Below are 24724 nucleotides of genomic sequence, written 5' to 3'. Positions count from 1 at the left end.
ACAGATGTTGTGTACGACGAAGATCCTGCAGGAGCGAGGCTTGCCCGCGAAGACGGACTATCAGGCGCTACGGGAGGCCCGGACCAGCCGCAACCCGGCAATCACCACCGCAAAAACGGCCAAGGTCGTGTTGTACAACGCCAGCGCCGGAAACCCGAACAGCAGCGCCAGCACCGCCAGCCACCACCCTGCCCGGCCCGGCACCACAAACCCGATGATCGCAGCGGCCAGTGCAGCAAAGCCCAACACCTTGAAGTGAATCATCAAGCCCAGGTTCGAACGAATCTGGCATTCCCAGCGGCTCGCCTCGTCCACGCAGATGCCAACCCACTGCGCATCCTCCATAAAGCCATAACGCGCGCCATAACTGGCGGCCAGCCATAATGGCAGCAGAACGAGTAGCAGAATCACGGGCAGACGGCGGGACATGAAGCACTCCAATAAACGAAAACGGCGGCCAGCTTAATCCTCCGGCAGCGCTAAGCAAACGCGCGTAACAGATAATTAGTCACGAAATAGCTGCAAAGTGTATCGTCCACCTACTATTGATCCGAAATTCGCCCAGATTGGTGCCGCAGCATGGCACTTTGGCGCAAACCCCGTGGTCATAGCCTGCGAACTTCATTCGGCACCTTCCTCTAAGGGATCTAGTCATGCTCCGTTCCTTGCGCTTCGCCGCCCTGTTTGGCGGCCTTATTTTGAGTGCGTCCGCACTGGCGGTCGATATCGACGCCGCCAGTTATGGCTACCCCTTGACCAACCCGTTCGAGGCGACCATTGCCACGACTCCGCCGGACCTGCGCCCGGAGTTACCGCTGGACGACGACATCGATCAGCAGACTCGCAGCGTGACTCTGCGCCCGGAGCGTGCATTCGAACTGCCAGACAATTTCTGGCCGGTCAAAAAGCTGACCTATCGTATTGCCACTCAGGACAAGGCTGCGCCGCTGATCTTCCTGATCGCCGGCACCGGTGCGCGTTATGACAGCAGCCTCAATGAATACCTGAAAAAGCTCTACTACAAGGCCGGTTATCACGTGGTGCAACTGTCGTCGCCCACCAGTTTCGACTTTATGAGCGCGGCCTCACGCTTTGCCACACCGGGTATCACCAAGGAAGACGCCGAAGACATGTACCGGGTGATGCAGGCTGTCCGGGCGCAAAACCCGCACGTTGCCGTCACCGATTACTACCTGACCGGTTACAGCCTGGGCGCGCTGGACGCAGCCTTCGTCGCGCACCTGGACGAAACCCGTCGCAGCTTCAACTTCAAGAAAGTCTTGCTGCTCAACCCGCCGGTCAACCTCTACACCTCGATCACCAACCTGGACAAGCTGGTCCAGACCGAGGTCAAGGGCATCAACAACAGCACCACGTTTTATGAACTGGTGCTGAACAAACTGACTCGCTACTTCCAGCAAAAAGGCTACATCGACCTCAACGATGCCCTGCTCTACGACTTCCAGCAGTCCAAGCAGCACCTGACCAACGAGCAGATGGCCATGCTGATCGGCACTTCGTTCCGCTTTTCGGCGGCCGACATTGCCTTCACCTCGGACCTGATCAATCGTCGCGGCCTGATCACCCCGCCGAAATACCCGATCACCGAAGGCACCAGCCTCACGCCGTTCCTCAAGCGTGCGCTGCAATGCGACTTCGACTGCTACATCACCGAGCAAGTGATCCCGATGTGGCGCGCCCGCACCGACGGCGGCAGCCTGCTGCAACTGATCGACCAAGTCAGCCTGTATGCCCTCAAGGATTACCTGCACGACAGCCCGAAAATCGCCGTCATGCACAACGCCGACGACGTGATCCTCGGCCCTGGCGACCTCGGTTTCCTGCGCAAGACTTTCGGCGACCGCTTGACCGTTTATCCACTGGGCGGCCATTGCGGCAACCTAAATTACCGCGTCAACAGCGACGCTATGCTGGAGTTCTTCCGTGGCTAAATACCTCCTGCTTATCGCTGCGTTACTCTGTGCAGGCGTCGCCAATGCCGACAACAGCAAAGCCAACGCACCTGTCGTGGTCGACAGTGACGGTTTCAAGGAACCGCTGAGCAAACTCAAGTTCAACCCGGGGCTGGATCAGCGCGAGTTCGAACGTTCCACGCTCAATGCGCTGAACGTCTACGACCCGCTGGAAGAGTGGAACCGCCGGGTTTATCACTTCAACTACCGCTTCGACCAATGGGTGTTCCTGCCGGTAGTCGACGGTTATCGCTACATCACCCCGAGTTTCCTGCGCACCGGAGTGAGCAACTTCTTCAATAACATCGGCGATGTGCCGAACCTGATGAACAGCCTGCTGCAGTTCAAGGGCAAGCGTTCGATGGAAACCACCGCACGCCTGTTGCTCAACACCACCATCGGCATCGCCGGCCTGTGGGACCCGGCCACGGCCATGGGCCTGCCGCGCCAGAGCGAAGACTTCGGCCAGACCCTGGGCTTCTACGGTGTACCGGGCGGCGCTTATTTCGTGTTGCCGATCCTCGGCCCGTCGAACATCCGCGACACCGGCGGCCTGGTGGTGGACTTCAGCGCCGAATCGGCGATCAACTTCCTGAACGTCTCGGAAGTCAGCTCCAACCATCCTGAGGTCTGGGCCCTGCGCGGCGTCGACAAGCGCTACCAGAACAGCTTCCGCTACGGCCAGCTGAACTCGCCGTTCGAGTATGAGAAGGTGCGCTACGTGTACACCGAGTCACGCAAGTTGCAGATCGCCGAGTAATTTCATCGGCAACAAAAAAGGCCATTCGATTCGCGTCGAATGGCCTTTTTTATGAGGTCTCTCAAACACCAAAAAACCAATGTGGGAGCGAGCCTGCTCGCGATGGGGCCAGCACAGTCAATATCTATGCTGACTGAAACACCGCTATCGCGAGCAGGCTCGCTCCCACACTTGGAAAGTGCCCAGCTTCTAGCCTTTCAGTGTTTTCCAGATTTTGCTGGCGACCATCACACCCGCCAGCACCACAGCTCCGGCCACAATCCCCGCCACCGCATTCAGCAACGTCGGCACGATAAACCCGGCACCGCCCGCCCCTGCACTGACGCTCTCAATCCAGTGATGAACCACCGGCACGCCATGGGTCAGAATCCCGCCGCCCACCAGGAACATTGCTGCAGTGCCGATCACCGACAGGCCTTTCATCATGTACGGCGCTGCGCGCAGAATCCCGCCGCCGATGCTTTTGGCCATCTGCCCGGGCTTCTGGGTCAGCCACAGGCCGAGATCATCAAGCTTGACGATACCCGCCACCAGGCCATAGACACCGATAGTCATGACGATGGCAATACCCGACAGCACGATAACCTGCTGAGTCAACGACGCATCTGCCACGGTGCCGAGGGTGATGGCGATGATTTCCGCCGACAGGATGAAGTCGGTGCGGATAGCGCCCTTGATCTTGTCTTTCTCGAACGCCACCAGATCAACAGCAGGATCGGCCACCGCTTCGACCAGCTCGGCATGTTCGGCCTGATCTTCAGCCTTGCTGTGCAGGAATTTGTGGGCGAGTTTCTCGAAACCTTCGAAACACAGGTAGGCGCCACCGACCATCAACAGTGGGGTGACCAGCCACGGGATGAACACGCTGATCGCCAGCGCCGACGGCACCAGGATCAGTTTGTTGAGAAACGAGCCCTTGGCCACGGCCCAAACGACCGGTATTTCCCGTTCGGCACGCACGCCGCTGACCTGCTGGGCATTGAGCGCCAGATCGTCGCCGAGCACGCCGGCGGTCTTCTTGGCGGCCATTTTGGTCATCAACGCCACATCGTCGAGAACGGCGGCGATGTCGTCGATCAGCATCAGCAAACTGCTTCCTGCCATAAATCAGGTTTCCTTCTTGAATGAATGCCGCGCAGCATAGCGCGACCGAGCGCCACACGGGGCATTCTTGAGTGCCGCGCGAGGCCGGTGATACCATGCGCAACCGCCAGAACAGGCAAGGAACCCCCTGGTTTATGAGCACTATCCGCGAGCGCAACAAAGAACTGATCCTGCGTGCCGCCAGTGAAGAATTTGCCGACAAGGGCTTCGCAGCGACCAAAACCAGTGATATCGCAGCCAAGGCGGGATTGCCCAAGCCCAACGTCTATTACTACTTCAAATCCAAGGAAAACCTCTACCGCGAGGTCCTGGAAAGCATCATCGAGCCGATTCTGCAGGCGTCGACGCCGTTCAACGCCGACGGTGTGCCCAGCGAAGTGCTGAGTGGCTACATTCGCTCGAAAATCCGCATCTCCCGCGACTTGCCTTTCGCCTCCAAGGTATTCGCCAGCGAAATCATGCACGGCGCCCCGCACCTGAGTGCCGACCTGGTCGAACAGCTCAACGGCCAGGCCAAGCACAACATCGACTGCATCCAGACCTGGATCGACCGCGGCCAGATCGCCCCAATCGACCCTAACCACCTGATGTTCAGCATCTGGGCCGCGACGCAGACCTATGCTGACTTTGACTGGCAGATCACGGCCATTACTGGCAAGGCCAAGCTGGATGAAGAGGACTATGAAGCGGCGGCGCAGACGATAATTCGGCTGGTGCTGAAGGGGTGTGAGCCGGATCAGTGAGACTGCGCTGCGGCTTATCGTCAGCAGGCTCACTCCTGCATTTGGAATGCATTCCCCTGTAGGAGTGAGCCTGCTCGCGATCGAGGCGATACGGTCCCAACTCAAACCCAAATCGCATCCCACAACGGATAATCGCCCAGTTTCTCCACCAGTCCAGCCCGCAACGGGTTGGCCACGACATACCTCGCCAACTTCACCAAATCCTCCTCCCGCCGAAGTGCCCGATCATGGAATCCTCTCTGCCAGAGGCTAATATTTCGACCGGTACGCTGCTTCACCGCTTTGGTACTCATCGACTTGGTCTTTTGCATCAACTCGCTCAAAGAGCCCTGCTGTAATTCAATCAACCAATGAAAATGATCGGGCATGACTACCCACGCCAGTGAGTTCGCCAAGCCTAGATTCTGCGCATTTCGAAATTGATCGACGACCAGCCTGCCCAAGGCAAAATCCTTGAAAACCGGGATCCTGTGAAGTGTATTGCTGGTTAACAAATAAATCCGGCTGGCTTCGGCATAGCGCCCGACTCGCAATCGGTGTGCAGCAGGTAAATCCGGCATTCCTTGCCTCCCATGATCAGGTCAGGAAAAGGCTAGTCCTGTGGATTAAGGAAGACGGGACAAACTTTTGGCTGGATGTGTCAGGTAGATAGCTATCGCGAGCAGGCTCACTCCTACAGGGGGTTTGTGGTGTTCAGACATTTTGTGTCCAACCCCGATCCTTGTAGGAGTGAGCCTGCTCGCGATAGCGATTAATCAGTCACCCCAAATCAAGCAGTAACCCCCGCATCCGCCCTCAACCCCACCGCCTCGATCGCACTGATCGCGCACTGCTCGTCAACGTCCGACAGATCCCCGCTGACCCCCACCGCCCCCAGCACATTCCCGTCCTGATCCCGAATCAACACGCCGCCCGGTGCCGGCACGACGCTGCCCTGCCCCAGGCTGTTCAGCGCGGCAAAGAACGCCGGTCGTTGTTGGGCGTCCAGCGCCAGCAGGCGTGAGCCTTTGCCGAGGGCGATGGCGCCCCAGGCTTTGCCGATGGCGACTTGCGGGCGCAGCAGGCTGGCGCCGTCTTCGCGCTGCAAGGTAATCAAGTGCCCGCCGGCATCCAGCACCGCGATGGTCAGTGGAGCCGCGGAGATAGTACGCCCAGCGGTGATGGCCTGATCGATCAGGTTGACTGCAACTTTCAAGGTTAAAGCGCTCATGGTGCCGTCCTCATTTTGTTATAGGGAAAGCCAGTGGACTGCGCGCTTGCGTCGCAGTCCGATGCAACAAATAGAACACAATGAGTTATTTTTTTGTATACAATAATTATCGAAAAGCGCCACATGCGACGAAAAGCCACAGCAGAACGGGCTTCCGACGAATGAAACAGTCGCTTGAGAAAATGGATTGACCTGCGCCGTCCGCCGTGAATACACTCTGCGCAAAGCCACTTGTATACAATTACAAAACGTAAGAGGCACAAAACCATGAGCAAAATGAGAGCAATCGAAGCCGCCGTTCTGGTGATGCGCCGTGAAGGGGTTGATACCGCTTTTGGCATCCCGGGCGCCGCGATCAACCCGCTGTACTCCGCCTTGCAGAAGGTTGGTGGCATCGATCACGTCCTCGCGCGCCACGTTGAAGGTGCCTCGCACATGGCCGAGGGCTACACCCGCACCAAGGCCGGCAACATCGGCGTGTGCATCGGCACCTCCGGCCCGGCCGGCACCGACATGGTCACCGGGCTCTATAGCGCCTCGGCCGACTCGATCCCGATTCTTTGCATTACCGGCCAGGCCCCCCGCGCCCGTATGCACAAGGAAGACTTCCAGGCTGTCGACATCACCGCGATCGTCAAACCAGTGACCAAGTGGGCAACCACCGTCATGGAACCGGGCCAGGTGCCGTATGCGTTCCAGAAAGCCTTCTATGAAATGCGCTCCGGCCGTCCAGGCCCGGTGCTGATCGACTTGCCGTTCGACGTGCAGATGGCTGAAATCGAATTCGACATCGATGCCTACCAACCACTGCCGCTGGCCAAGCCAACCGCTAACCGTGTGCAAATCGAGAAGGCCCTGGCCATGCTCGATCAGGCCGAGCGTCCATTGCTGGTGGCCGGTGGCGGCATCATCAATGCCGATGCCAGCGAGTTGCTGGTGGAATTCGCCGAGCTGACCGGTATCCCGGTGATCCCGACCCTGATGGGCTGGGGCACCATCCCGGACGATCACCCGCTGATGGTCGGCATGGTCGGTTTGCAGACATCGCACCGTTACGGCAACGCCACCCTGCTCAAGTCCGACGTGGTGTTGGGCGTCGGTAACCGTTGGGCCAACCGCCACACCGGTTCGATCGATGTGTACACCGAAGGCCGCAAGTTCATTCACGTCGACATCGAGCCGACGCAAATCGGCCGCGTGTTCAACCCGGACCTGGGCATCGTCTCCGACGCCGCGGCCGCGTTGACCGTGTTCATCGAAGTCGCTCGCGAATGGCAAGCCGCCGGCAAACTGAAAAACCGCAGCGCCTGGCTGCAAGACTGCCAGCAGCGCAAAGCCAGCCTGCAGCGCAAGACTCACTTCGACAACGTGCCGGTCAAGCCGCAACGGGTTTACGAAGAGATGAACCAGGTGTTCGGCAAAGACACCTGTTACGTCAGCACCATCGGTCTGTCGCAGATTGCCGGCGCGCAGTTCCTGCACGTCTACAAGCCTCGTCACTGGATCAACTGCGGCCAGGCCGGCCCGTTGGGCTGGACCATTCCGGCAGCACTGGGCGTGGTCAAAGCCGATCCGACCCGCAAGGTCGTGGCGCTGTCGGGCGACTATGATTTCCAGTTCATGATCGAGGAATTGGCGGTGGGCGCGCAGTTCAAGCTGCCGTACATCCACGTTGTGGTCAACAATTCGTACCTGGGGTTGATTCGTCAGGCCCAGCGCGGTTTCGACATGGACTACTGCGTACAGCTGTCCTTCGATAACCTGAACGCCCCGGAACTCAATGGTTACGGTGTCGACCACGTCGCGGTGGCCGAGGGCCTCGGTTGCAAGGCGCTGCGGGTGTTCGAACCGGGTCAGATCCAGCCTGCCCTGCGCAAGGCTCAAGAGCTGATCGAAGAGTTCAAGGTGCCGGTGATCGTCGAGATTATTCTGGAGCGCGTGACCAACATTTCCATGGGCACCGAGATCAACGCCGTCAATGAATTCGAAGACCTGGCGCTGGTCGGCAACGATGCGCCAACGGCGATTTCGCTGCTCGATTAACTGCTGATCGTTCCCACTGTGGGAGCGCGCCTGTGTGGCGAGGGAGCTTGCTCCCGCTGGGTCGCGAAGCGGCCCCAAAAGCTTTGCGACTGCTTCGCAGCCGAGCGGGAGCAAGCTCCCTCGCCACACAGGCTCGCACCCACAGGGGACTGCACAAATTTACGGGAGACCACCATGCCGCGTTTCGCAGCCAACCTGTCCATGCTGTTCACTGAGCAGGATTTTCTTGCCCGTTTCGAAGCGGCCGCCAAGGCCGGCTTCAGTGGTGTCGAGTACCTGTTCCCCTACGACTTCAGCTCTGCCGAGATCAAGGCCAAGCTCGACGCCAACGGCCTGACCCAAGTGCTGTTCAACCTGCCGGCCGGTGACTGGGCAAAGGGCGAACGCGGTATCGCGTGCCTGCCAGACCGGGTTGAAGAGTTCCGCGCCGGAGTCGATCTGGCGATCGCTTACGCAAAAGTGTTGGGCAACACCCAGGTCAACTGCCTGGCGGGTATTCGTCCACAAGGTGTCGACGATGCCACCGTGGAAAAAACCTTCGTCGCCAACCTCAAGTACGCCGCCGACAAGCTGCAAGCGGCGGGCATCAAACTGGTGATGGAAGCGATCAACACCCGCGACATCCCGGGTTTCTACCTGAACAACACGGCGCAAGCCCTGTCGATTCGCGAACAGGTCGGCAGCGCCAATCTGTTCCTGCAATACGACATCTATCACATGCAAATCATGGAGGGCGACCTGGCCCGCACCATGGCTGCGCATCTGGGCGAGATCAACCACATCCAGTTGGCCGATAACCCGGGGCGCAACGAACCGGGCACCGGTGAAATCAACTACCGCTTCCTGTTCGAACACTTGGACCGCATCGGTTATCAGGGTTGGGTTGGTTGTGAATACAAACCGCTGACCACCACTGAAGCGGGCCTGGGCTGGCTGAAAACCCACAACGCGATCTGATACCGCGTCATCGTTCTTCGCGGGCAAGCCTCGTTCCTACAGGATCAGGTTGATACGCAACAGGGCGACAGACACGTACCCGTAGGAGCGAGGCTCGCCCGCGAAGGCGCCCTCGCCGACACCCAAGAATTTTGCGAACAGAGCAATAAAAACAAGAGGAATTTCTCATGGCTAAAATCGGATTTATCGGCACCGGCATCATGGGCCACCCAATGGCGTTGAACCTGCAGAAAGCCGGTCACAGCCTGTTCCTGTCGGCGCACCACGATGCCGCCCCGGCCGACCTGATTGCCGGTGGCGCCGTCGCCCTGGCGAACCCGAAAGAAGTCGCCCAGGAAGCTGAAGTCATCATCATCATGGTGCCGGATACCCCGCAGGTCGACGACGTGCTGTTCCGCGCCGATGGCGTTGCGGCCGGCGTGGGCAAAGGCAAAATCGTTATCGACATGAGCTCGATCTCGCCGACGGCTACCAAGGCCTTCGCGGCCAAGGTCAACGAAAAAGGCGCTCAATACCTTGATGCGCCAGTGTCCGGCGGTGAAGTCGGCGCCAAGGCCGCGACCCTGAGCATCATGGTCGGCGGTGATGCCGATGCCTTCGAACGCGCGCTGCCGCTGTTCCAGGCCATGGGCAAGAACATCACCCTGGTCGGTGGTAACGGCGACGGTCAGACCGCGAAAGTGGCGAACCAGATCATCGTCGCGCTGAACATTCAGGCCGTGGCCGAAGCACTGCTGTTCGCCGCGAAAAACGGTGCCGATCCCGCCAAGGTCCGTGAAGCGCTGATGGGTGGTTTCGCCTCCTCGAAGATCCTCGAAGTGCACGGCGAGCGCATGATCAAAGGCACCTTCGACCCGGGCTTCCGCATCAGCCTGCACCAGAAGGACCTGAACCTGGCCCTGCAAGGTGCCAAAGAGCTGAACATCAACCTGCCGAACACCGCCAACGCCCAGCAAGTGTTCAGCACCTGCGCAGCCATCGGCGGTAGCAACTGGGACCACTCGGCGCTGATCAAGGGCCTGGAACACATGGCGAACTTCTCGATTCGCGATAAGTAAGCCCTGCCCAAAACCCTGTGGGAGCGAGCCTGCTCGCGAAAGCGGTTTCACATTCAACATCTATGTTGGCTGACACACCGCATTCGCTAGCAGGTTAGCTCCCACAGGGATCTGAGTTGCACCTTCAAATAACAAGAATTCCGGGAGCCCGCCATGTCGGTCGATCCGCAACAATTCCTGCGCGAGCTGTTCGCCACAGCCATCGACGCCGCCCATCCGCAGCAAGTCCTCGAAGCCCATTTGCCCACAGATCGCAGCGGTCGGGTGATTGTCATTGGCGCCGGCAAAGCCGCGGCCGCCATGGCGCAGGTGGTCGAGCGTTGCTGGCAGGGTGAAGTCAGCGGTCTGGTGGTCACCCGTTACGGCCACGGCGCCCCGTGCGAAAAAATCGAAGTCGTCGAAGCGGCTCACCCGGTGCCGGACGCAGCCGGTCAAGCCGTCGCCAAGCGCGTGTTTGAACTGGTCAGTAACCTGAGCGAAGACGACCGCGTGATCTTCCTGCTCTCGGGCGGCGGTTCTGCCCTGCTGGCCTTGCCGGCCGCCGGCATCACCCTCGCCGACAAGCAGTCGATCAACAAAGCCCTGCTCAAGTCTGGCGCGACCATCGGCGAGATGAATTGCGTGCGCAAGCACCTCTCGGCGATCAAGGGCGGCCGCCTCGGCAAGGCCTGCTGGCCGGCCACTGTTTATACCTACGCGATTTCCGATGTGCCGGGCGACCTCGCCACCGTCATCGCGTCCGGCCCCACCGTGGCCGACCCGAGCACGTCGGCCGAAGCCCTGGCGATCCTCAAACGCTACGGCATCGACGTCCCTGCCTCGGTCCGAACCTGGCTGCAGAGCCCGGAATCGGAGACGGTCAAGCCCGGCGATCCGAGCCTGGCGCGCAGTCACTTCCAGTTGATCGCCCGCCCCCAGCAATCGCTTGAAGCGGCGGCCGTGAAAGCGCACCAGGCCGGTTTCAGCCCGCTGATCCTCGGCGACCTGGAAGGCGAATCCCGCGAAGTGGCCAAGGTTCATGCCGGCATCGCCCGCCAAGTGGTCTTGCATGGCCAACCATTGGCGGCGCCCTGCGTGATTTTGTCGGGCGGCGAAACCACCGTCACCGTGCGCGGCAATGGCCGTGGCGGACGCAACGCCGAATTCCTGCTGAGCCTGACCGACAGCCTCAAAGGCCTGCCCGGTGTCTACGCCCTTGCCGGTGACACCGACGGCATCGACGGTTCCGAAGACAACGCCGGCGCGATCATGACCCCGGACAGCTACGCCCGCGCCGCCGCCCTCGGCCTGAGCGCCAGCGACGAGTTGGACAACAACAATGGCTACGGCTATTTCGAGGCGCTGGACGCATTGATCGTCACCGAACCGACCCGCACCAACGTCAACGACTTCCGCGCCATCCTGATCCTCGAGAGCCCTAACAATGACGCCTGATAAAAAGGTCAAAATCCTCGCCACCCTGGGCCCAGCCACCGACGGGATCGATGACATCCGTGAGCTGGTGCAGGCCGGGGTCAACATCTTTCGCCTGAACTTCAGCCACGGCGATCACGCTGACCACGCGCAGCGATACCAGTGGATTCGTGAAGTCGAGCGCCAGCTCAATTACCCCTTGGGCATTCTGATGGACCTGCAAGGCCCGAAGCTGCGGGTCGGCAAATTCGCCGAGGGCAAGGTGCAACTGCATCGCGGCCAGGCCCTGCGCCTGGACCTCGACCCGACGCCGGGCGATCAGCGCCGGGTCAACCTGCCGCATCCGGAAATCATCGCCGCACTCGAGCCCGGCATGGACCTGCTGCTGGACGACGGCAAGCTGCGTCTGCGCGTGGTCACCAAGTACGCCGACGCCATTGACACCACGGTGCTCAACGGCGGCGAACTCTCGGACCGCAAAGGCGTGAACGTGCCCCAAGCGGTGCTGGAACTGAGCCCGCTGACCGCCAAGGATCGCCGCGACTTGAGCTTCGGTCTGGAGCTGGGTGTGGACTGGGTTGCGCTGTCGTTCGTGCAGCGTCCTGAAGACATCCGCGAAGCCCGCGAACTGATCGGCGACAAGGCGTTCTTGATGGCCAAGATCGAGAAGCCATCGGCGGTGACTCAGCTGCGGGAAATCGCCGAGTTGAGCGATGCGATCATGGTCGCTCGCGGTGACCTGGGCGTGGAAGTGCCGGCGGAAAGCGTGCCGCAGATCCAGAAAAACATCATCAGCCTCTGCCGCGAACTCGGCAAACCGGTGGTAGTGGCGACGCAGATGCTCGAATCGATGCGCTTCTCCCCGGCCCCGACCCGCGCCGAAGTCACGGATGTGGCCAACGCCGTGGCTGAAGGGGCCGATGCGGTGATGCTGTCGGCGGAAACCGCCTCGGGCGAGTACCCGCTGGAAGCCGTGCAAATGATGAGCAAGATCATTCGCCAAGTGGAAAACGGCCCGGATTATCAGGCGCAACTGGACGTGAGCCGGCCGAAGGCCGAGGCGACGGTTTCCGATGCGATCAGCTGTGCGATTCGTCGCATCAGTAACGTGCTGCCGGTGGCGGTGCTGGTGAACTACAGCGAGTCCGGGACGTCGAGCCTGCGTGCGGCGCGGGAACGGCCGACGGTGCCGATCCTGAACCTGACGCCGAACCTGCAAACGGCGCGCCGCTTGACGGTGGCGTGGGGCGTGCACTCGGTGGTCAATGACAGGCTGCGGCAAGTGGATGAAGTGTGTTCGACGGCGCTGGAGATCGCGCAGGCCCAAGGCATGGCGCAACGCGGGGATACCTTGTTGATCACGGCCGGTGTGCCGTTTGGGCAACCGGGGTCGACTAACTCGTTGCGTATCGAGACCTTGATTTAGCGTCCTTACCGGCCTTTTCGCGGGCAAGCCTCGCTCCTACAGGATTTGCGTGATCCCGATATTTGGCACGATGCAAACCCTGTAGGAGCGAGGCTTGCCCGCGAAGAACGATTACTCGCTCCTCCTGACTCACAAAAAAATGCCTGCCAACCACTTCAACACCCACTGCCCCGATTGGGCGACTGCCCTGCTCAATGGCTTCAGCCAGATCTTCCTCCAGCGCCATCCGCTGTTTGGTCTGCTGTGCCTGTTGGCGATTCTTTTCACCGCACCTACCCTGCTCGGCGGTGCGCTGCTGGGCGGCGTCGCCGGGTTGCTCACCGCGCAACGACGCGGTTACGCCAAGGCCGATCGTCAGGCCGGGCTGTTCAGTTACAACGGTGTCTTGCTCGGTCTTTTGCTGAGCCTGTATTTCCCTTGGTCAGCACTGTTGCCGCCGCTGATCATTGCTGCGGGCGGACTGAGTGCGATGCTGACGCAGCAATGGCTCAAACGCGTCCGGGTCAGCCATTACCTGCCTGCCTATACGGCGCCCTTCGTTGGGTTGGGCTGGGTGCTTCTGTGCTTCGCCACTCCCTCGACAAAAGCGCATCTGATCGAAATCAACACGCTGAACATGCTCGCCGCACCGCTCAAAGGCTTCGGCCAGGTGATGTTCCTCGGTCATCCGCTGGCCGGGGCCATGATTGCCGTGGGTTTGCTGATCGCTGATCGTCGCGCCTTTTGCTGGGCGTTGTTGGCGTCTGTCGCGGGCATGGGCTGGAGCCTGCTGCATCACGACGCTTACAGCGCATTGATCGGCCTCGGTGGCTATAACGCCGTCCTCACCGCCCTCGCCTTGAGCTCGCTGCGCCAGCAGCCGTGGTTGCCGCTGGCCGGCATCGCATCAGCGTTGTTGCTGACGCCGGTGTTTTCCGCCATCGGCCTGCCGACGCTGACCGCGCCGTTCATCCTCGCCTGCTGGCTGGTCCGCACGGTTGTTCAACTGCTCGGCATCACCGCTGTCACCCGTGCGCCTTGCGCTATTGAGGAGAATCAACCTAGGCTTCGCTGATCATTGGTTCAGGCGGTATCCATGGACAGCAGCAAAAACTGGCGTGAAGAGCTTTACGTCATGGTTTTCCAAAGCGACACCAAGGCGGGGCGGCGCTTCGACGGCATCCTGCTGTTGATTATCCTCGCCAGCATCGTGATCGTGATGCTCGACAGCATCGACACGGTCCACAAGAACTACGCCGACGTGCTGGCGTACATCGAGTGGGGCTTCACCGTCATCTTCGCCATCGAATATGGCTTGCGCCTGTATTGCTCACCCAAGCCGTTGCGCTACGCGTTCAGCTTTTATGGGCTGGTGGATCTGCTGGCGATCGTGCCCGGCATCCTGGCGCTGTATTACGCCGATGCGCAGTACCTGCTGATCATCCGGATCATCCGGATGCTGCGGATTTTCCGCGTGCTCAAGCTCAGCCCCTACCTCAAGCAAGCCAACTATTTGATGTCGGCGCTGCGCGGCAGCAAACAGAAGATCGTGGTGTTTCTGGTCAGCGTCTGCACGCTGGTGACGGTATTCGGCACGTTGATGTACGTGATCGAAGGCCCGGAACACGGCTTCACCAGCATTCCCAAAGGCATCTACTGGGCGATCGTCACGCTGACCACGGTGGGCTTCGGCGACATCGTGCCCAAGACGCCACTGGGCCAGGTGATTTCGTCGCTGGTAATGATCACCGGTTACTCGATCATCGCCGTGCCGACCGGTATTTTCACCGCCGAACTGGCCAATGCCATGCGTGGTGAACAGCTGCAACACGACTGCCCGGTGTGCAAGAAAACCAGTCACGAACACGGTGCGGCATTCTGCTCACGGTGCGGCAACGCTCTGTTTAAGAAACGGGAATAAGCAAAGAGCTTTTTAATCTTTAAGGGTCTATGCGAGCCCGGCTATAGTCGCTGGCAAATTGCCTCACTTTTAAATCAGAACAAGGACTGCGCAGTGAAAAAACTCTTTGGCGCCTCACTTCTGGCCGCTGGCCTGGCATTGACCAGCGTGGCTCAGGCCGCACCGACCCTGCTCAACGTTTCCTACGACGTGATGCGCGATTTCTACAAGGACTACAACACTGCGTTCCAGAAACACTGGCAAGCCGAGCACAACGAGAACATCACCCTGCAGATGTCCTTCGGCGGCTCCAGCAAACAGGCGCGTTCGGTGATCGATGGCCTGCCGGCTGACGTCATCACCATGAACATGGCCACCGACATCAACGCCCTGGCGGACAACGGCAAACTGATCCCGGACAACTGGGTCACCCGCCTGCCGAACAACAGCGCACCGTTCACCTCGGCCACCGTGTTCATCGTCCGCAAAGGCAACCCGAAAGCCCTGAAAGACTGGCCTGACCTGCTCAAGGACGGCGTGCAAGTGATCGTACCGAACCCGAAGACCTCGGGTAACGGTCGCTACACCTACCTGTCTGCCTGGGGGTATGTGCTGAAAAACGGCGGTGACGAGAACAAGGCCAAGGATTTCGTCGGCAAGCTGTTCAAGCAAGCGCCGGTGCTCGATACCGGTGGCCGTGCCGCGACGACCACGTTCATGACCAACCAGCTCGGTGACGTGCTGGTGACCTTCGAAAACGAAGCGGAAATGATTGCCCGTGAGTTTGGTCGTGACCAGTTTGAAGTGATCTACCCAAGCGTCTCCGCTGAAGCCGAGCCGCCGGTGTCGGTGGTCGACAAAACCGTCGACAAAAAAGGCACCCGCGCCGCGGCCGAGGAATACCTGAAGTACCTGTGGTCCCCGGAAGGTCAGGAAATTGCAGCGACCAACTACCTGCGTCCGCGTGACCCGGCGGTGCTGGCCAAGTACACCGATCGCTTCCCGAAAGTGGACTTCCTGTCGGTGGAGAAGACCTTTGGTGACTGGCGCACCGTACAGAAGACCCACTTCAATGATGGCGGGGTCTTTGATCAGATCTACAGCGGCCAGTAATTCCTGAGCCCAACGAGAAAGGCGACCTGAGAAGGTCGCCTTTCTCGTGGTCGAACACAAAACCCAAGTTCACTGAAGATCCTCTGTAGGAGTGAGCCTGCTCGCGATAGCGAAGTGTTATTCAACATTGATATCAACTGACATTCCGCTATCGCGAGCAGGCTCACTCCTACAGGGTTTTTGCTCTGCCTTCACATCGGTGGGGTAACGCCATCCTTGCCCGCCGAGATCGATTGCGCAGTCAGTGTCCCGTCTGCACTTTGGGTGACGAATGTCACGATCTTCACCCCCACCTTCAGCAAACTCCTGTCCCCCGGCATCAAATTCACGATCGGCACATCCTCCGGCACCAGGATCTTCTGCTGCCCGCCCTTGTAGTTGACGGTCAACATCCGGCCATTGCTGACCACCAGATCGCCCACGCTGCCATTGGTCATGCTACTGCCCTTGACCAGATCGAACGGCCGATGCCCGTCGCCGCTGCCCGCCAGTTCCGGTGGAAAGACGTGGACTTCCAGCGCCTTCAAGGTGCCATCGTCTTGCGGAATGGCCGCCGATCCAACGTAGCTGCCGGGTTTGATGTCTTCGATATTGGCCAGGGTAACGGCGCGGACTTTGGTGTCGTTGGTCAGGTTGATAACCACGTTTTCGCCAGTGTTGACGTGGACTTTCAAGACGTCGGGGCTGACCCCAGTGATCTCGCCGCGCACGCCAATGCGCAGGCCCGGCGCGTCGGCGGCCTGGGCCAGACCTGCCGTGACCAGGCCGACCAAGGTAACCACTGAAACACCGCGTACAAGGTGACGAAACATCGCATTCATGGAAGTGCCTTCCGGTTATGAATCGTGAAGGAGAACATAAGCACGCTATCGAACAGGATGTAAGTGAATGTATCATCGGAGCTCGATATTTTGACGCAAGGTTTATCGATGGACAGCACTCCTGTCCGTCACTCATTCCGCAAAGGAATGATTGCTATCACTCCAATCCCTCTTCTGCCGAATCCGATACCTCTTTAGCCTGCGCGCATTCCCTTCTGTTCAGCGAGACACGTTATGAACCCAGCGACCCAGGTGCCCCACGGCACCGCGACAATGACCAAAGGCATGGTGCTGCTGTTCGCCTTCTGCTGCGGCGCGATTGTGGCCAACATCTACTACGCCCAGCCGATCATCGGCCTGATCGCGCCGGACATCGGCCTGACCAGCACCATGGCCAGCCTGATTGTTTCGCTGACCCAGATTGGTTACGCGCTGGGTCTGTTCTTTCTGGTGCCGCTGGGCGATCTGCTGGAAAACCGTCGACTGATGATCATCACCACCGTGGTGGCGATTGCCAGCCTGTTGGGCGCGGCGTTTACCGATCAGCCGAACGTGTTTTTGCTGATCTCGTTGCTGGTGGGTTTCAGTTCGGTGTCGGTGCAGATCCTGATTCCGCTGGCGGCGCACCTCGCGCCGGAAGAGTCACGCGGTCGGGTCGTCGGCGGGATCATGGGCGGTTTGCTGCTGGGGATTCTGTTGGCGCGGCCGGTGTCCAGCGTCGTGGCGGACCACTTCGGCTGGCGCGCGATGTTTGTGATCGCGGCGGCGTTGATGGCGGCGATCAGCATCGTGCTGGCGTTGACCATTCCCAAGCGTCAGCCGGATCACAGCGCCTCTTATGGCCAGTTGCTCGGTTCGCTATGGACGCTGCGGCGCCAGCAACCGGTGTTGCGTCAGCGCGCGTTCTACCAGGGTTGCATGTTCGCCACGTTCAGCCTGTTCTGGACCGCCGTGCCGCTGGAGCTGGCGCGCAATCACGGCCTGTCGCAAACCCAGATCGCGATCTTCGCCCTGGTCGGTGCCATCGGTGCGATCGCCGCGCCGATTGCCGGTCGACTGGCCGATGCCGGCCACACCCGCATCGCCTCCTTACTGGCCCTGCTGTTCGCCAGCCTGAGCTTCCTGCCAGCGTTCATCCATCCGGTCTACAGCGTCATCGGTCTCGCGGTCACGGGCGTGGTCCTCGACTTCTGCGTGCAAATGAACATGGTCCTCGGCCAACGCGCGGTCTACGCCCTCGACGCCAAAAGCCGCAGCCGCTTGAATGCGTTGTACATGACCAGCATCTTCATCGGCGGCGCGTTCGGTTCATCGGTGGCCAGCGCAGTGTATGAGCATGGCGGCTGGCTGTGGATCGTGATCGTGGGCAGCGCGTTCCCGCTGTTGGCGTTGTTGCGGTTTTTGAGTGTTTCGCCGAAGGCTGCGTTGGCGGCTGCATAAGGTCAAAAAGCATCGCGGGCAAGCCACGCGCCCACAGGAATCTGGCTTGCTCGTGACTGATGTGCGACTGATGTTCCGCACTTCAAATCTTGTTCACCGATGTCGGCACCGGAAGATCCAGCCCCTGTGCTTCCATTTGTTGCAGAAGTATCTGCGCGATTTCGACAGCTGCGTCGTATGCCTCCTCGAACGTATCCCCGGCAGTCACAGCACCCGGGATATCCGGTATTTGAATACCCACTCGATCCTCATTCCCCCAAGCACGAATCCTATAACTTCACCTGAGCGCATTTCGCCCCTGCGGTCAGGATGGATCTCACCTGATTCGTTACCGCCAAGGCCAACCCGGATTACACTCAGCGTCCAAAGCCTGAAGCGATGCTGGATGCGATTCGCGGCTGACCCGTTCAACGGCCGCCCGCCCCGGCGGCCTGTGCTTTCAAGGAGTGTGCAATGACTCGACGTACCTTTCTCATTACCGGTGCCAGCAAAGGCATCGGTCGGGCAGTGGCCGAACATCTGGACCGTGCGGGGCATCGGGTGGTCGGGATTGCCCGGACCCCGGACCTGTCGTTCCCCGGCATTCTGTTTCCGCTGGATTTGAGCGACAGGGCGCTGACCCAGGAAGTGCTGGCGGATCTGTCCAGGACGTATGAATTTGATGGGCTGGTCAACAACGTCGGCCTGGTTCGCCCGCAAGTGTTGGGCGAAATCGACCTCGACACCTTTGATGACGTGATGCGGGTCAACCTGCATTCGGCGTTGCAGGCCACTCAGGCGTTGCTGCCAAATATGCGCGCCAAGGGCTGGGGTCGAGTGGTCAATATTTCCAGTCTGACTGTACTCGGCATCACCCAGCGCACGGCCTACGCGGCGGCCAAGGCAGCGTTGATCAGCTTCACCCGCTCCTGGGCGCTGGAACTGGCGCAAACCGGCGTGACCGTAAATGCCGTGGCGCCGGGGCCGACCGAGACCGAGCTGTTTCGCGCCAACAACCCGCCGGGCAGCGAAGGTGAAGCTCGGTATCTGGCGGGTGTGCCGATGGGACGACTGGGGCAGCCACAAGAGATCGCGGCGGCCATTGCGTTTTTGTTGTCCGAGCAAAGCGGGTTTATCACCGGGCAGACTTTGTTTGTCGACGGCGGCTCCTCCATAGGCAAAGCCGCGTTCTGACTCGCCCCCACTGGGGTCTCGACAGTGTTTAGAATCGCAAAAAGGACTTGAGATGGACCGCCTCGGCGCAATGGAAACCTTCGTCTACGTGGTGGAAACCGGCTCGTTTTCCGCCGCCGCCCGGCGCCTGAATATCGGCCAGCCCGCCGTGTCGAAAACCATTGCGCAACTGGAGTCGCGTCTTGCGGTTCGACTGCTGTTGCGCTCGACCCGCGGCCTGACGCCCACCGAAGCCGGGCTGGCCTTTTTCGAACGCGCCAAGCGCGCCATCGAAGAAGCCAATGAGGCCGACAACGCAGCACGCGGCGCCGCCAGCGGTCTGACCGGCAACCTGCGGATCTGTGCTGCCGTGACCTTCGGCCGACTGCACATCGTTCCGCACCTCGGGCCGTTTCTCGATCAGAACCCGGACCTGAACATCGACCTGATGCTCGATGACCGCAACGTCAATCTGGTCGAGGAAGGCATCGACATCGCTCTGCGCATGGGCACCCTGAGCGACTCCGGCCTCACCGCTCGTAAAATTGCCGAATGCCGGCGCGTCGTGCTGGGCACCCCCGCCTATTTCGAAAAACACGGTGAGCCCACTTGCCCGACCGACCTGAGCAACCACCAGGCAATCGCCTACACCTTGGGTGGCGGTGGCAACTGGCAGTTCTGCAACGGAACAGATGAGCAGTCAGTCATCATCAGCGGGCGAATCCGCGTCAACGCCGCCGAAGGCCTGCGTGCAGCCGTGCTCGCCCATCAAGGGCTGACCCTGGCGTCGGAATGGATGTTTGCGCCGGAACTGGCCAACGGTGCGGTCAGGGAAGTGATGAAGGAGTGGGCCCTGCCGAATCAGGACCTGTGGGCGGTATTTCCCACCGGCAGAATGGCCAGCGCGAAGGCTCGGGCGTTTGTGGAGTTTGTGCAGGGGTTGATGGCCAAGGAGACCTGAATCACTGGGGATCCTTGCAAACCCCAGACAGCAAAACGGCGATCCGAAGATCGCCGTTTCTGTTTATTCCCCGAATTGCCGCCCCAACCCACCCGGCACACCATGGATATTGGTCTCTTCCCATGGCCCGTCCGGGCTGATCGACCGGCTCCAGCCGTTGTTCCAGCGGTAGTAGGTGCGCTGGCGGTAGAAGGTGTTGGGCTGGTCATCAAGCACGTACACGCCAAGCTTGGCATCCCAATGGCTGTTGCCACCCGGTGGGGGCGCGAAGCTGGCGGAGGTGCGTGGCAAAGGTTTGGCGGGCTTGGCCGGAATGCTCGGCTTGCTCGGTGTCGGTGTGGGGGACGGCGTCGGACGCGGCTGCGACGGCGGGATCGGTGGCAGCCGTTCAGGCGGCTGCGGTTGGACCACACAAGCGCTTAACCCCAAAACCATACTGAGCAGGGTGATACGAGCGATGGGGGTCATAGTGGCGTTTCCTGTCATTTATCCGGGCTGTCGATGGTCAGTTTTTGCGCTGCGGTGGTGCTGCTGGCCAGGGGCTGGCTGCGACCGATCCATTCGCCGGCAGTCGGTTGGCCGGCGCGGGAGACGCGCGCAACCAGTTGGACTTCAGGGAAGTTCGACAGTTTCAACTGCGGCATCATTGCGTCGGCATCGCCCAGTTCGACGGTGGCCGGCAGATCGGCCACGGTCAGGCGTTTGGCGGCCAACGGGGCCGGTGGACCTGAGGTGGCGCGGGCGAAGATGAACACGCTGTCGCCGGGCTGGACCTTGGCTTTGAGCTCAGGTGCCAGATCGACGGTGACCTTAAGCTTCGCTGCCGCTTTGGCCACTGGAGCCTGGGCGACTTTGCCGCCGCTGGCTTCGAGTTTCTCGGTGGCTCGCGTGATCCCGCCTTGCAGCGCGGCACGGGAACTGTCCTCCGGCGGCAGTTGCGCCAACAGGCGATTCCAGTAGTCGATGGCGTCCTGATACCGCTGGCTTTCAAACGCCGCGATGCCCAGCAGACCAAGGCTGGTGACTTCTTTCGGATCGGCTTTCAGTGCTTCGTCAGTCAACGCCTGAATCTTGTCCGACCACTTTTTGCCATCGGCGAAGTACTGGGCCTGGGCCCATTGGCCGAGCAGTTCCGGCTGACGACCGGCCAGGTTCACCGTGCGCTCGAAGATCTTCGCCGCGTCTCCCGGACGGTCCTGAGCCATGTAGGTGCGACCGAGGAAGTACAAGCCTTCAGCCGAATCCGGTTGCGCCGCGACCGCGCGCTCCAGACGCTGGGTCATCTCTTCCATCGACTGCGGCGCCTGGGCGAATTCGCGAGTCAGTTCAACCTTGTCGCTGGCACCGTAATGCAGGTACAAGCCAAGCCCCAGGACCGGCACCAGAATCGCCGCCAGCAAGGGCAACGGTTTGCCCAGGCGTGCCACGCGCGGTGCCTCGACGCCTTCGGTGTCGGCGAGCAACTCACGGGCAGCTTCGGCGCGACCGGTTTCCAGTTGCGCCGCGTTGAGCACGCCCTCCTCCTGCTCGGTTTGCAACTCAGCCACGCGCTCCTGATACAGCGCAACGTTCAGGGCAGTACGATCCTCTTCAAGCTGTGCACGACGGCCACGCAAAACGGGGATCAGCAGAAAACTCAGGGCAACCAGAAGCAGCAGACCTGCAGCGAGCCAGAAATCAATCATTCTTGGTTTTATCCAACAGGTGGTCGAGGCGCTCACGCTCCTCGGCAGAGAGCTCATCCTTGGTGTCAGCGCGCTGCACGCGACGACGGCGGACGATCACGGCGATGATCACAAAACCGCCCAGCAACAGGCCGGCGGGGCCGAACCAGAGCAGAGCGGTCTTGGCGTTCAGAGCGGGTTTGTAGCGGACGAAATCACCGTAGCGATCAACCATGAAGTCGATGATCTGCTGATTGTCCTTGCCCTCGCCCAACATGCGGAAAATCTCTTTGCGCAAGTCGGCGGCGATCGGTGCGTTGGAATCGGCGATGTCCTGGTTCTGGCACTTGGGGCAACGCAGCTCTTTGGTCAGCTCGCGAAAACGCTCGCGATCGCCTTCTTTGGCGAACTCGTAGGTGTCAATGGCGGCGTGGGCAACACCGGCCATGCTCAAACCCAATACAAGGGTGGCTATCCAGCGCTTCATGGCTTGGCCTCATCGACCAGCGCCTGATACCGGGCCGCCAGTTTTTCGCGCCAGACCTGTTCGTCGATCACCCCGACGAACTTGTCGCGGATGATGCCTTTGGCGTCGATGAAAAAGGTTTCCGGGGCGCCGTAGACACCGAGGTTCAAGCCCAGCGAGCCGTCCGCGTCACTGATCCCCAACTGGTACGGGTTGTGGAACTCCACCAGCCACTTCTTAGCGTCGGCGTTGACGTCCTTGTAGTTGATGCCATAAATCGTTACGCCCTGCTGGGCCAGCTTGTTCAATACCGGATGCTCGACCTTGCAGGCGATGCACCAGGTGGCCCAGACGTTGACCAGCGCCGGTTTACCGAGAATGTCGGCCTTGGTCAGGGTCTTGTCGCCTTCCACGGTTGGCAGGGAAAACGCCGGGAACGGCTTGCCGATCATCGCCGAAGGCAACTCGGCCGGGTCCAGGTACAACCCGCGATACAGGAAAACAGCCACCACCAGAAAAATCGCCAGTGGCAACAGCATTAACCAACGTCTCATGCAGTGGCTCCCGACATACCGAGTGCTTCCCGCACGCGGCTTTTTACCTTGACCCGATAACGGCGATCCAGCGCCGCCAGCAACCCACCGAAACCTGTCAGCAGCCCGCCGAACCAGATCCAGCGCACGAACGGCTTGACGTGCACGCGCACGGCCCAGGCGCCATCGCCCAGCGGTTCGCCAAGGGCGACGTAAATGTCACGGGTGAAACCGGCGTCGATCCCGGCTTCGGTCATTACCGAGTTCTGCACGGTGTACAGGCGTTTTTCCGGGTGCAACACGCTGACTTCCTTGCCGCCCTTGATCACCCGGACGGTGCCCTTGTCGGAGGTGAAGTTCGGGCCTTCGTAGTGCTTGGCGCCTTCGAACACGAAGTGATAACCGGCCAGGTCCATGGACTCGCCCGGCGCCAGGCGCAAATCGCGTTCGGCACTGTTCTGGCTCGACAGCACGACGCCAAGAGCGCACACGGCGATGCCCAAGTGCGCGATCTGCATGCCCCAGTAGCTGCGGGTCAGGGTCGGCAGGCCTTTGATCAGGCCTTTGTGGCGGGTCTTGTCGAGGATGTCGCGCACACCGGCCAACAGCACCCAGGCCGCGAGCATGAACGTGGCGAGCACCGCCCAGTTGAAATCGCCATAAGCGACGCCGGCCACCACAGCTAACGCGGCACTGCCAAGCAACACCGGGGTCAGCATGCTTATCAGCCATTTGACCGGGGTGTCTTTCCAGCGCACCAGCATGCCGACGGCCATCACCATCATCAGCAACGCCATCAACGGAATGAACAGCGCGTTGAAGTATGGCGGGCCGACGGACAGCTTGGCGCCGGTCATCGCATCGAGAATCAGCGGATACAAGGTGCCCAGCAGAATCATCGACGCCGCCACCACCAGCACCAGGTTGTTGCCCAGCAGCAGGGTTTCCCGGGACCACAGGTTGAAGCCGACGTGGCTTTTCACCACCGGAGCGCGCAGGGCGAACAGCGTCAGCGAACCGCCGACCACGAACAGCAGGAAAATCAGGATGAACACACCGCGCTCCGGGTCGGAGGCAAAGGCGTGAACCGAGGTCAGCACGCCGGAACGTACCAGGAACGTACCGAGCAAGCTCAACGAGAACGCGGCAATGGCCAGCAATACGGTCCAGCTTTTGAACACGCCCCGTTTTTCCGTGACCGCCAACGAGTGAATCAGCGCCGTACCGACCAGCCAAGGCATGAACGAGGCGTTTTCCACCGGGTCCCAGAACCACCAGCCGCCCCAGCCGAGTTCGTAGTAGGCCCACCACGAACCCAGTGTGATGCCGATCCCGAGGAAAGCCCAGGCAACGATGGTCCATGGACGCGACCAGCGCGCCCACGCCGCATCAAGACGACCGCCCATCAGCGCCGCGATGGCGAAGGCGAAGGCCACGGAGAAACCGACGTAACCCATGTACAGCATCGGTGGGTGAACGATCAGGCCGATGTCTTGCAGCAACGGATTGAGGTCGGCGCCATCGCTGGGCACTTGCGGCAGGATGCGCTTGAACGGGTTGGACGTGAGGATCAGGAACAGCAGGAAACCGGTGCTGATCATGCCCATCACCGCCAGCACCCGGGCCAGCATCACTTGCGGCAACTGCCGGGAGAATACCGACACCGCAAAGGTCCAGCCGCCGAGGATCAAGGCCCAGAGCAGCAGCGAACCTTCGTGAGCGCCCCACACCGCGCTGAACTTGTAGTACCACGGCAAGGCGCTGTTGGAGTTGCTGGCCACGTAAGCGACGGAAAAGTCATCAGCCATGAACGCGTAGGTCAGGCAACCGAAGGCGAACAGCAAAAAGGCGAACTGGCCCCAGGCCGCTGGTTGCGCGAGGCTCATCCACAAACGGTCACCGCGCCAGGCGCCGAGCAACGGCACGATGGCCTGTACCAGCGCGAAACACAGCGCCAGGATCATGGCCAGGTGGCCGAGTTCAGGGATAAACAGTGCGGATGTCATCG

Annotated in this window: 24 protein-coding genes and 1 pseudogene; 14 read left to right on the top strand and 11 right to left on the bottom strand. The window is 60.5% G+C overall.

Features of this window, described 5'->3' with window-relative positions; all coding sequences use genetic code 11:
* Nucleotides 1-60 precede the first annotated feature (60 nt).
* Nucleotides 61-429, bottom strand: a complete 369-nt coding sequence (locus BLU63_RS19810) for a hypothetical protein (protein WP_083376005.1) — start codon at nucleotides 427-429, stop codon at nucleotides 61-63.
* A 224-nt stretch (nucleotides 430-653) separates the two neighbouring features.
* Between BLU63_RS19810 and BLU63_RS19805 the strand changes: the two genes are divergently transcribed.
* Together BLU63_RS19805 and BLU63_RS19800 are read left to right on the top strand one after the other, a co-directional pair.
* Nucleotides 654-1952, top strand: a complete 1299-nt coding sequence (locus tag BLU63_RS19805) for a serine/threonine protein kinase (RefSeq protein ID WP_077748649.1) — start codon at nucleotides 654-656, stop codon at nucleotides 1950-1952.
* On the top strand, nucleotides 1945-2733 hold the full coding sequence (locus tag BLU63_RS19800; RefSeq protein ID WP_010456868.1) for an MlaA family lipoprotein: 789 nt from the start codon (nucleotides 1945-1947) through the stop codon (nucleotides 2731-2733). The genes BLU63_RS19805 and BLU63_RS19800 overlap by 8 nt, the downstream gene beginning before the upstream one ends.
* 189 nt (nucleotides 2734-2922) lie before the next feature.
* Here BLU63_RS19800 and BLU63_RS19795 read toward each other — a convergent pair whose 3' ends face one another.
* On the bottom strand, nucleotides 2923-3837 hold the full coding sequence (locus BLU63_RS19795) for a DUF808 domain-containing protein (RefSeq protein WP_010456870.1): 915 nt from the start codon (nucleotides 3835-3837) through the stop codon (nucleotides 2923-2925).
* A gap of 134 nt (nucleotides 3838-3971) precedes the next feature.
* On the opposite strand from BLU63_RS19795, the gene BLU63_RS19790 reads away from it, so the two are divergent.
* On the top strand, nucleotides 3972-4580 hold the full coding sequence (locus BLU63_RS19790) for a TetR/AcrR family transcriptional regulator (RefSeq protein WP_083376004.1): 609 nt from the start codon (nucleotides 3972-3974) through the stop codon (nucleotides 4578-4580).
* 101 nt (nucleotides 4581-4681) lie between these two features.
* On the opposite strand, the gene BLU63_RS19785 is transcribed toward BLU63_RS19790, so the two are convergent.
* Nucleotides 4682-5140, bottom strand: a complete 459-nt coding sequence (locus BLU63_RS19785) for an REP-associated tyrosine transposase (RefSeq protein WP_010456874.1) — start codon at nucleotides 5138-5140, stop codon at nucleotides 4682-4684.
* Nucleotides 5141-5349: 209 nt separating this feature from the next.
* Entirely contained in the window at nucleotides 5350-5790 is a 441-nt protein-coding gene (locus BLU63_RS19780; RefSeq protein ID WP_083376003.1) for a GlcG/HbpS family heme-binding protein, read from the bottom strand.
* Nucleotides 5791-6057: 267 nt separating this feature from the next.
* Between BLU63_RS19780 and gcl the strand changes: the two genes are divergently transcribed.
* The 8 genes from gcl (at nucleotide 6058) to BLU63_RS19740 (ending at nucleotide 15679) form a co-directional block, all read left to right on the top strand.
* The gene (gene gcl / locus BLU63_RS19775) at nucleotides 6058-7833 is read left to right on the top strand and encodes a glyoxylate carboligase (protein ID WP_010456878.1); all 1776 of its coding nucleotides are present in this window, start codon (nucleotides 6058-6060) and stop codon (nucleotides 7831-7833) included.
* Nucleotides 7834-8007: 174 nt separating this feature from the next.
* Nucleotides 8008-8790 carry a hydroxypyruvate isomerase gene (gene hyi / locus BLU63_RS19770; RefSeq protein WP_010456880.1) on the top strand — a complete coding sequence of 261 codons (783 nt, stop codon included), beginning with the start codon at nucleotides 8008-8010 and terminating at the stop codon, nucleotides 8788-8790.
* Between the two features lie 167 nt (nucleotides 8791-8957).
* The gene (locus tag BLU63_RS19765; protein WP_010456882.1) at nucleotides 8958-9848 is read left to right on the top strand and encodes a 2-hydroxy-3-oxopropionate reductase; all 891 of its coding nucleotides are present in this window, start codon (nucleotides 8958-8960) and stop codon (nucleotides 9846-9848) included.
* Nucleotides 9849-10001: 153 nt separating this feature from the next.
* On the top strand, nucleotides 10002-11282 hold the full coding sequence (locus tag BLU63_RS19760) for a glycerate kinase type-2 family protein (RefSeq protein ID WP_083376002.1): 1281 nt from the start codon (nucleotides 10002-10004) through the stop codon (nucleotides 11280-11282).
* Complete coding sequence (gene pyk / locus BLU63_RS19755; RefSeq protein WP_010456886.1) at nucleotides 11272-12687, top strand: pyruvate kinase; 1416 nt, start codon at nucleotides 11272-11274, stop codon at nucleotides 12685-12687. Before BLU63_RS19760 ends, pyk begins: the two co-directional genes overlap by 11 nt.
* A gap of 139 nt (nucleotides 12688-12826) precedes the next feature.
* Nucleotides 12827-13741: an urea transporter gene (locus BLU63_RS19750; RefSeq protein WP_042933036.1), complete on the top strand. Its 915-nt coding sequence runs from the start codon at nucleotides 12827-12829 to the stop codon at nucleotides 13739-13741.
* Between the two features lie 21 nt (nucleotides 13742-13762).
* Complete coding sequence (locus BLU63_RS19745) at nucleotides 13763-14587, top strand: ion transporter (protein WP_010456890.1); 825 nt, start codon at nucleotides 13763-13765, stop codon at nucleotides 14585-14587.
* Nucleotides 14588-14680: 93 nt separating this feature from the next.
* Nucleotides 14681-15679 carry a sulfate ABC transporter substrate-binding protein gene (locus BLU63_RS19740; protein WP_083376001.1) on the top strand — a complete coding sequence of 333 codons (999 nt, stop codon included), beginning with the start codon at nucleotides 14681-14683 and terminating at the stop codon, nucleotides 15677-15679.
* Nucleotides 15680-15870: 191 nt separating this feature from the next.
* On the opposite strand, the gene BLU63_RS19735 is transcribed toward BLU63_RS19740, so the two are convergent.
* Nucleotides 15871-16500, bottom strand: a complete 630-nt coding sequence (locus tag BLU63_RS19735; RefSeq protein ID WP_174604230.1) for a DUF5666 domain-containing protein — start codon at nucleotides 16498-16500, stop codon at nucleotides 15871-15873.
* 234 nt (nucleotides 16501-16734) lie between these two features.
* Between BLU63_RS19735 and BLU63_RS19730 the strand changes: the two genes are divergently transcribed.
* The gene (locus BLU63_RS19730; protein ID WP_083376000.1) at nucleotides 16735-17940 is read left to right on the top strand and encodes an MFS transporter; all 1206 of its coding nucleotides are present in this window, start codon (nucleotides 16735-16737) and stop codon (nucleotides 17938-17940) included.
* A gap of 97 nt (nucleotides 17941-18037) precedes the next feature.
* On the opposite strand, the pseudogene BLU63_RS19725 reads toward BLU63_RS19730, so the two are convergent.
* A pseudogene (locus BLU63_RS19725) lies at nucleotides 18038-18208 on the bottom strand (type II toxin-antitoxin system HicB family antitoxin); the annotation flags it as partial.
* A 185-nt stretch (nucleotides 18209-18393) separates the two neighbouring features.
* Between BLU63_RS19725 and BLU63_RS19720 the strand changes: the two are divergent.
* Nucleotides 18394-19113, top strand: coding sequence for an SDR family oxidoreductase (locus BLU63_RS19720; protein ID WP_010456900.1), 720 nt, complete (start codon nucleotides 18394-18396; stop codon nucleotides 19111-19113).
* 52 nt (nucleotides 19114-19165) lie between these two features.
* Nucleotides 19166-20053 (top strand): LysR family transcriptional regulator, encoded by an 888-nt coding sequence (locus BLU63_RS19715; RefSeq protein ID WP_083375999.1) that lies wholly within the window; start codon nucleotides 19166-19168, stop codon nucleotides 20051-20053.
* Nucleotides 20054-20116: 63 nt separating this feature from the next.
* Here BLU63_RS19715 and BLU63_RS19710 read toward each other — a convergent pair whose 3' ends face one another.
* The 5 genes from BLU63_RS19710 to BLU63_RS19690 are packed head-to-tail and all read right to left on the bottom strand — an operon-like array spanning nucleotide 20117 to nucleotide 24722.
* On the bottom strand, nucleotides 20117-20521 hold the full coding sequence (locus BLU63_RS19710; protein WP_083375998.1) for a hypothetical protein: 405 nt from the start codon (nucleotides 20519-20521) through the stop codon (nucleotides 20117-20119).
* Between the two features lie 14 nt (nucleotides 20522-20535).
* Entirely contained in the window at nucleotides 20536-21738 is a 1203-nt protein-coding gene (ccmI, locus tag BLU63_RS19705) for a c-type cytochrome biogenesis protein CcmI (RefSeq protein ID WP_010456906.1), read from the bottom strand.
* Entirely contained in the window at nucleotides 21731-22204 is a 474-nt protein-coding gene (locus BLU63_RS19700) for a cytochrome c-type biogenesis protein (protein WP_083375997.1), read from the bottom strand. The genes ccmI and BLU63_RS19700 overlap by 8 nt, the downstream gene beginning before the upstream one ends.
* A complete protein-coding gene (locus BLU63_RS19695) occupies nucleotides 22201-22737 on the bottom strand; it encodes a DsbE family thiol:disulfide interchange protein (RefSeq protein ID WP_083375996.1) in 537 nt (178 codons plus the stop codon). Before BLU63_RS19695 ends, BLU63_RS19700 begins: the two co-directional genes overlap by 4 nt.
* Nucleotides 22734-24722 carry a heme lyase CcmF/NrfE family subunit gene (locus tag BLU63_RS19690; RefSeq protein ID WP_010456911.1) on the bottom strand — a complete coding sequence of 663 codons (1989 nt, stop codon included), beginning with the start codon at nucleotides 24720-24722 and terminating at the stop codon, nucleotides 22734-22736. Before BLU63_RS19690 ends, BLU63_RS19695 begins: the two co-directional genes overlap by 4 nt.
* Nucleotides 24723-24724: the final 2 nt, after the last annotated feature.

It is taken from the genome of Pseudomonas mandelii, assembly GCF_900106065.1.
GTDB classification, from domain to species: domain Bacteria; phylum Pseudomonadota; class Gammaproteobacteria; order Pseudomonadales; family Pseudomonadaceae; genus Aquipseudomonas; species Aquipseudomonas mandelii.
This window is presented reverse-complemented; position numbering and strand designations above follow the sequence as displayed.

Coding starts and splice junctions, on each gene's coding strand:
- BLU63_RS19810 (WP_083376005.1), bottom strand. CDS start 429: ATGTCCCGCCGTCTGCCCGTGATTCTGCTACTCGTTCTGCTGCCATTA.
- BLU63_RS19805 (WP_077748649.1), top strand. CDS start 654: ATGCTCCGTTCCTTGCGCTTCGCCGCCCTGTTTGGCGGCCTTATTTTG.
- BLU63_RS19795 (WP_010456870.1), bottom strand. CDS start 3,837: ATGGCAGGAAGCAGTTTGCTGATGCTGATCGACGACATCGCCGCCGTT.
- BLU63_RS19790 (WP_083376004.1), top strand. CDS start 3,972: ATGAGCACTATCCGCGAGCGCAACAAAGAACTGATCCTGCGTGCCGCC.
- BLU63_RS19785 (WP_010456874.1), bottom strand. CDS start 5,140: ATGCCGGATTTACCTGCTGCACACCGATTGCGAGTCGGGCGCTATGCC.
- BLU63_RS19780 (WP_083376003.1), bottom strand. CDS start 5,790: ATGAGCGCTTTAACCTTGAAAGTTGCAGTCAACCTGATCGATCAGGCC.
- gcl (WP_010456878.1), top strand. CDS start 6,058: ATGAGCAAAATGAGAGCAATCGAAGCCGCCGTTCTGGTGATGCGCCGT.
- hyi (WP_010456880.1), top strand. CDS start 8,008: ATGCCGCGTTTCGCAGCCAACCTGTCCATGCTGTTCACTGAGCAGGAT.
- BLU63_RS19765 (WP_010456882.1), top strand. CDS start 8,958: ATGGCTAAAATCGGATTTATCGGCACCGGCATCATGGGCCACCCAATG.
- BLU63_RS19760 (WP_083376002.1), top strand. CDS start 10,002: ATGTCGGTCGATCCGCAACAATTCCTGCGCGAGCTGTTCGCCACAGCC.
- pyk (WP_010456886.1), top strand. CDS start 11,272: ATGACGCCTGATAAAAAGGTCAAAATCCTCGCCACCCTGGGCCCAGCC.
- BLU63_RS19750 (WP_042933036.1), top strand. CDS start 12,827: ATGCCTGCCAACCACTTCAACACCCACTGCCCCGATTGGGCGACTGCC.
- BLU63_RS19745 (WP_010456890.1), top strand. CDS start 13,763: ATGGACAGCAGCAAAAACTGGCGTGAAGAGCTTTACGTCATGGTTTTC.
- BLU63_RS19735 (WP_174604230.1), bottom strand. CDS start 16,500: ATGAATGCGATGTTTCGTCACCTTGTACGCGGTGTTTCAGTGGTTACC.
- BLU63_RS19730 (WP_083376000.1), top strand. CDS start 16,735: ATGAACCCAGCGACCCAGGTGCCCCACGGCACCGCGACAATGACCAAA.
- BLU63_RS19720 (WP_010456900.1), top strand. CDS start 18,394: ATGACTCGACGTACCTTTCTCATTACCGGTGCCAGCAAAGGCATCGGT.
- BLU63_RS19715 (WP_083375999.1), top strand. CDS start 19,166: ATGGACCGCCTCGGCGCAATGGAAACCTTCGTCTACGTGGTGGAAACC.
- BLU63_RS19710 (WP_083375998.1), bottom strand. CDS start 20,521: ATGACCCCCATCGCTCGTATCACCCTGCTCAGTATGGTTTTGGGGTTA.
- ccmI (WP_010456906.1), bottom strand. CDS start 21,738: ATGATTGATTTCTGGCTCGCTGCAGGTCTGCTGCTTCTGGTTGCCCTG.
- BLU63_RS19700 (WP_083375997.1), bottom strand. CDS start 22,204: ATGAAGCGCTGGATAGCCACCCTTGTATTGGGTTTGAGCATGGCCGGT.
- BLU63_RS19695 (WP_083375996.1), bottom strand. CDS start 22,737: ATGAGACGTTGGTTAATGCTGTTGCCACTGGCGATTTTTCTGGTGGTG.
- BLU63_RS19690 (WP_010456911.1), bottom strand. CDS start 24,722: ATGACATCCGCACTGTTTATCCCTGAACTCGGCCACCTGGCCATGATC.